This window comes from Rhodopseudomonas sp. BR0C11 (assembly GCF_010820945.1).
GTDB classification, from domain to species: domain Bacteria; phylum Pseudomonadota; class Alphaproteobacteria; order Rhizobiales; family Xanthobacteraceae; genus Rhodopseudomonas; species Rhodopseudomonas palustris_H.
The window spans coordinates 1-4,578 of record NZ_QTKI01000390.1 but is presented as its reverse complement, the minus strand read 5'-3'; the positions used below and the strand labels follow the sequence as shown (position 1 = coordinate 4,578).

Here is a 4,578-nt window from a genome sequence, read left to right as displayed (position 1 = left end):
GTGTTCACCGGCCTGATCGGCTTGCTGCTGCTGCTCGGCGCGTTCGCGGCGACCTGGCTGCGCGAAGGCCGCTGATTACTCTCGAAGAAGCGAAGTCGAGCTGCGCTTACCAGCGCAGCTCGCGGGTCAGTGCCAGCGGCGGGTGGCCGAACAGTTCGGTCACCGCGGCGGTGTCGAGCCGGTCGATGCCCTCGAATGCGTCGGCATGGATACCGCGGGTGACGAACAAGAGATCGATGCCGTAGCCCTGCGCGCCGGCCAGATCAGTCCGCACCGAGTCGCCGATCGCCAGCACCCGCTGCGCCGGCGTGTCGGTGCCGCGGATCTGGCGGGCGAGCGCCATCGCGCGATCATAGATCGGCCGGTGCGGCTTGCCGTAGAAGATCACCTCGCCGCCGAGCTCGCGATACAACTCGGCGATCGCGCCGGCGCAGTAGATCAGCCGGTCGCCGCGCTCGACCACGATGTCCGGATTGGCGCAGACCAGCGTCAGCTTGCGCTCCAGCGCCTGCCCCATCATCTCGCGATAGTCTTCGGCCGACTCGGTCTCGTCGTCGAACGGGCCGGTGCAGATGATGTAGTCGGCCTTGTCGAGCGGCGTCAGCACCGCATCGAGGCCGCGATAGATCGAGTTGTCGCGATCGGGGCCGAGCCAGTAGATCGACTGGCCGGGATGTTCGGCCACATAGATCCGGGTGAGATCGCCCGACGACACGATCGCGTCGTAGCAATCGTCCGGGACGTCGAGCTTGCGCAGCTGGCGCTGCACCGAATCCGCCGGCCGCGGCGCGTTGGTGATCAGCACCACGGTGCGGCCCTGGTCACGCGCGGTCTTCAGCGCCGCGCAGGCGTCGGGGAACGACTCCAGGCCGTTGTGCACCACGCCCCAGATGTCGCTGAGCACGACGTCGACCGAGCCGACGAGCTCGTGCAGATGCTCGACGAAACGCAGCTTTGTCATCGGCTGAAACGATCAGAACGGGCCGGCGGCGCGGCGGACCAGTGCGGCATTGCCGGTGACGCGTGCCGGCTCGATGCGAGCGAGCGGGCTCTGCGGTAGCTTGCCTGGATCAAGATTGATGTCCTGCTGGGCCGGGGCGTTGGAAGCCGGCGCGGCCGCGTTGGTGGCGGTCTCTGGCCGCAGCGGACGGGGCGCTGCGAACAAGAACCCCTGCCCAAACCGCACATCGTAGTCAAGCAGGTCGACCACGGCGCGTTCCCCCTCGATCCGCTCCGCGACCAGATCGATGCCGAACCGGCCGAGCAGATCGGACAGATCCACCGGGTGGATGTCGGCGGACGCCGTGTCATGCGCGGCGAGCAGCAGCGCCGCCGGCACCTTGATGAAGCGGACGCCGCGATCGGCCAGCTCGCGCGGCTCGAACCGCAGATCGGTGACATGGTCGATCGAGAACCGGTAGCCGCGCTGCGCCAGCGCCGCGAGGTGTTCGGTTTCGATCGGACCGAGGCCGCGCAGCGTGCTCTGCTTGAATTCGAGGATCAGCGACGGCGCCAGCGCGCGGTTGGCTTCGAGGAAGTCGAGGCACTGGGCGAACGCGGCGGTGTCGGCCAGCGTCGCACCGGCGATGTTGACGAACAGCCCGACGTCCTTGTTGCGCACCAACAGGCGCCGGACCACCTGCACGGCGCGCAGCAGGATGGCGTTGTCGATCCGCCCCATCAGCCCGGCGGTCTCGGCGATCGGCAAATAGGTTTCGGCAGGGATCGCCTGATCGGCGGTGTCGCGCAGCCGCGTTACCACCTCGTAGGCCCGCACCTTGCGCTGCGGCAGCGAGACCATCGGCTGCAGATAAAGATCGAAGCGGCCGCCCTCGACCGCGCTCGCCACCGCTTCCGCCATGTTGGGACCGGTAGGAGCTGAAACGACGGCGGGCGGCGGGACCACAGCCGGGACTGAGGCGGCGTCCGGCGCCAGAGTCGTCGGAGCGGCAACGGCCGGCGCCGGCGCGGCGGGAGCTGCGAGGATCGGCGCTTCGGGCTGAGGCGCCGAAACGGGCGCCGCAGCGGCAGCCGCCGGTACGGCCGCGGACGGGATCACGGGCACAGCCAGAGCAGCCGGTGCCGGCGCCGCGATCGCCTCCGGGCGCACCTCGCTATGGGCATCGGAGGCCAGAAGGTCTTCGTGGGCGGCCACTGAGGCAGCCAACTGCTGCACCAGGGTACCGAGCTCGGTGATTTCGTCGGAGACGTGCTGGACCCGGTCCTGCTGGGAGGACTGGGCGGAAACCAGCTTGGCCTCGACCACCGCCAGCCGCCGGCCGAATTCGCCGACCTGCCGAGCGAGATCGGCGGTGCCGCGCGACAGGTCGGCGATCTGATCGCCCGCCTCGGCGCGGTCGCGCATCCGCATCGAAACCGCCTGGTACAGCACGAACAATGTCAGGGCGGTCAGGCCGACCAGCGACGCCTGGGCGAAGTTAAACCCGGCGACCGCATACACCACCATGCCGAGCGAGGTGGCGATCAGCACCATGCAGACGGCGATGAAAATGGTCGAGATGCGGATCATTTAAGCCGGTGGTTGCCTGCCGATCCGCCATCTTTGTCGATTCGGCGGACGAGTCCACTGGATTCGTCCGCCGTCCCAAGGGGATATCGGGCAGAATCAGGCGACCGCGCGGATCACCTTGCCGACCTTGTCGACGATCTCGCCGATGTGGTCCTCGCTGAGGATCAGCGGCGGGGTCAGCGCCAGGGTGTCGCCGGCGATCCGCAGCATCAGCTCGTGGTCGTGGAAGCCCGCATTCATCGCTTCGAAGCCGCGCTTGCCGACCGCGTCGGTGATCGGGGCGAGGTCGATGCCGGCGGTCAGGCCGACGGTGCGGATGTCGACCACATTCGGGGCCGACTTCAGCGACATCACCGCCTCGGCGAACTTCGGCTCCAGCGCCTTGGCGCGCTCGAACAGCTTCTCGTCGCGGTAGATATCGAGGGTGGCGATGCCGGCCGCGCAGGCCAGCGGGTGCGCCGAATAGGTATAGCCGTGAGCCAGCTCGACCGCGTGCTCGGGACCGGTCATGAACGCATCGTGGATCTCGGCCGAGGTGATCACGCCGCCCATCGGCACCGCACCATTGGTGACGCCCTTGGCGAAGGTGATCATGTCCGGGGTGACGCCATAGCGTTCGGACGCGAAAGCGTAGCCGAGACGGCCGTAGCCGGTGATGACCTCGTCGAAGATCAGCAGGATGCCGTGCTTCTTGGTGATCTCGCGCAGGCGCTTGAGGTAGCCCTTCGGCGCCGGCAGCACGCCGGTGGAGCCGGCCATCGGCTCGACGATCACCGCCGCGATGGTGTTGGCGCCGTGCAGGTTGACGAGGCCTTCGAGCGCGTCGGCGAAGTGCGCGCCGTATTCCGGTTCGCCCTTGGTGAAGGCCTGCTTGTCGCGATCATAGGTCGCAGGCAGATGGTCGACGCCGTTAAGCAGCGGGCCGAACATCTTGCGGTTGTTGCCGATGCCGCCGACCGCAGTGCCGCCGAAGCCGACGCCATGATAGCCGCGCTCGCGGCCGATCAGGCGGGTGCGCGAGCCCTGGCCCTTGATCTGCTGATAGGCGACCGCGATCTTCAGCGCGGTGTCGCCGGCTTCCGAGCCCGAATTGCAGAAGAACACGTGGCCGAACTGGAACGGCGGCGAGAAATCGAGTTCGTCGGCCTGCGCCTTGATGGCTTCGGCGATTTCCTTGCGGCCGTGGCCCGCATTGGTGCACCACATGCCCGAGGCGGCATCGATGATCTTGCGGCCATCGGCGGTGATGTAGTGCATGCCTTCGGCACCCACGACCATTTTCGGCGCGCGCTTGAAGGCCCGGTTCGCGGTGAACGGCATCCAGAACGCGTTGAGATCGTTCGGCGCGTTGACGGCGGACGTGGGCTTGATCTTGTCTAACATGGCGCTCCTCATGCACTGCGCGGCCGGGGGTGAAAGGCGCGGCACGGTATCAGCTTCACGCCCCTACGGGAACGCCGCGAGCCAGCAAATTTCCGTGGGGCATCCATCTGTTAATGGACGCCACCGGCGAGGGATTTGCGCTGGATCACACAACCCAACCTTGCTGCAAAGGGCACCGGCTGGTACCAACCCGGCCCTGAGTTGAAAGGCGATCATGGCTGAGAAACCGAAAAAACCTTCGAAACTGCGCGCCCGGCTGCCGCGCGGCCTCGCCGATCGCGGGCCTGCCGAAATCGCGGCGACGCGCGCGATGGTGGAGAAGATCCGCGAGGTGTACGAACGCTACGGCTTCGAGCCGGTGGAGACTCCGGCGTTCGAATACACCGACGCGCTCGGCAAGTTCCTGCCCGATCAGGACCGCCCCAACGAGGGCGTGTTCTCGCTGCAGGACGACGACGAGCAGTGGATCAGCCTGCGCTACGACCTCACCGCACCGCTGGCGCGCTACGTCGCCGAGAACTTTGATAGCTTGCCGAAGCCGTATCGCAGCTACCGGTTCGGCTGGGTGTTCCGCAACGAGAAGCCCGGCCCCGGCCGCTTCCGCCAGTTCATGCAGTTCGACGCCGACACCGTCGGCGCCCCGACCGCCGCGGCCGACGCCGAAA

4 protein-coding genes are annotated in these 4,578 nt (G+C 67.5%); 1 reads left to right on the top strand and 3 read right to left on the bottom strand.

Annotation, left to right across the window (positions count from 1 at the left end):
- Nucleotides 1-106: 106 nt before the first annotated feature.
- From DYI24_RS21820 to aptA, 3 genes are all read right to left on the bottom strand, one after another.
- Complete coding sequence (locus DYI24_RS21820) at nt 107-961, bottom strand: TIGR01459 family HAD-type hydrolase (protein WP_107343332.1); 855 nt, start codon at nt 959-961, stop codon at nt 107-109.
- 12 nt (nt 962-973) lie between these two features.
- Entirely contained in the window at nt 974-2,530 is a 1,557-nt protein-coding gene (locus tag DYI24_RS21815; protein WP_164573822.1) for an EAL domain-containing protein, read from the bottom strand.
- Between the two features lie 96 nt (nt 2,531-2,626).
- Nucleotides 2,627-3,913, bottom strand: coding sequence for an omega-aminotransferase AptA (aptA, locus tag DYI24_RS21810; protein WP_164573821.1), 1,287 nt, complete (start codon nt 3,911-3,913; stop codon nt 2,627-2,629).
- 214 nt (nt 3,914-4,127) lie between these two features.
- Here aptA and DYI24_RS21805 point away from each other — a divergent pair.
- Nucleotides 4,128-4,578 (top strand): ATP phosphoribosyltransferase regulatory subunit (locus DYI24_RS21805; protein WP_205523626.1); only part of this gene is annotated, 451 nt, incomplete at its 3' end.